The following is a 287-nucleotide window of genomic DNA, read 5'->3' on the forward strand; positions in this document are numbered from 1 at the left end:
TCGCCGCTTTCCTGGGCCAGATGGTCGCGGGCCAGGTGGGAAAAGGTAGCGTGATGTTGCTGCGCAATGCTGAGTTGCTCGGCGCATTCGGGCAGGTCGGTGTGATGGGCGACGGCGCGGGCGCGAAGCTGGGTCGTCAGCAACAAGCCGCCGCCCGCCCGTACTACGCCGTGGGCATCGGTACGCAGTTCAAAGCCTTCGCCACGAGGCGCTCCGCCATCGGGGCGCGGATGGGTCAAGAAGCCCATGTTCAGCGCTGTGTGCTGATGGTTGGTCATCAGCGTGGC

The 287-nt window shown here is 65.9% G+C and carries 1 protein-coding gene; it reads right to left on the bottom strand.

Annotated features, from left to right (window positions below; genetic code table 11):
* On the bottom strand, positions 1-287 hold a 287-nt coding region (locus GHO32_RS26305), incomplete at both ends, for a type VI secretion system Vgr family protein (protein WP_178113965.1).

The organism is Pseudomonas sp. FSL R10-2189, from assembly GCF_009600325.1.
GTDB lineage: Bacteria > Pseudomonadota > Gammaproteobacteria > Pseudomonadales > Pseudomonadaceae > Aquipseudomonas > Aquipseudomonas helleri.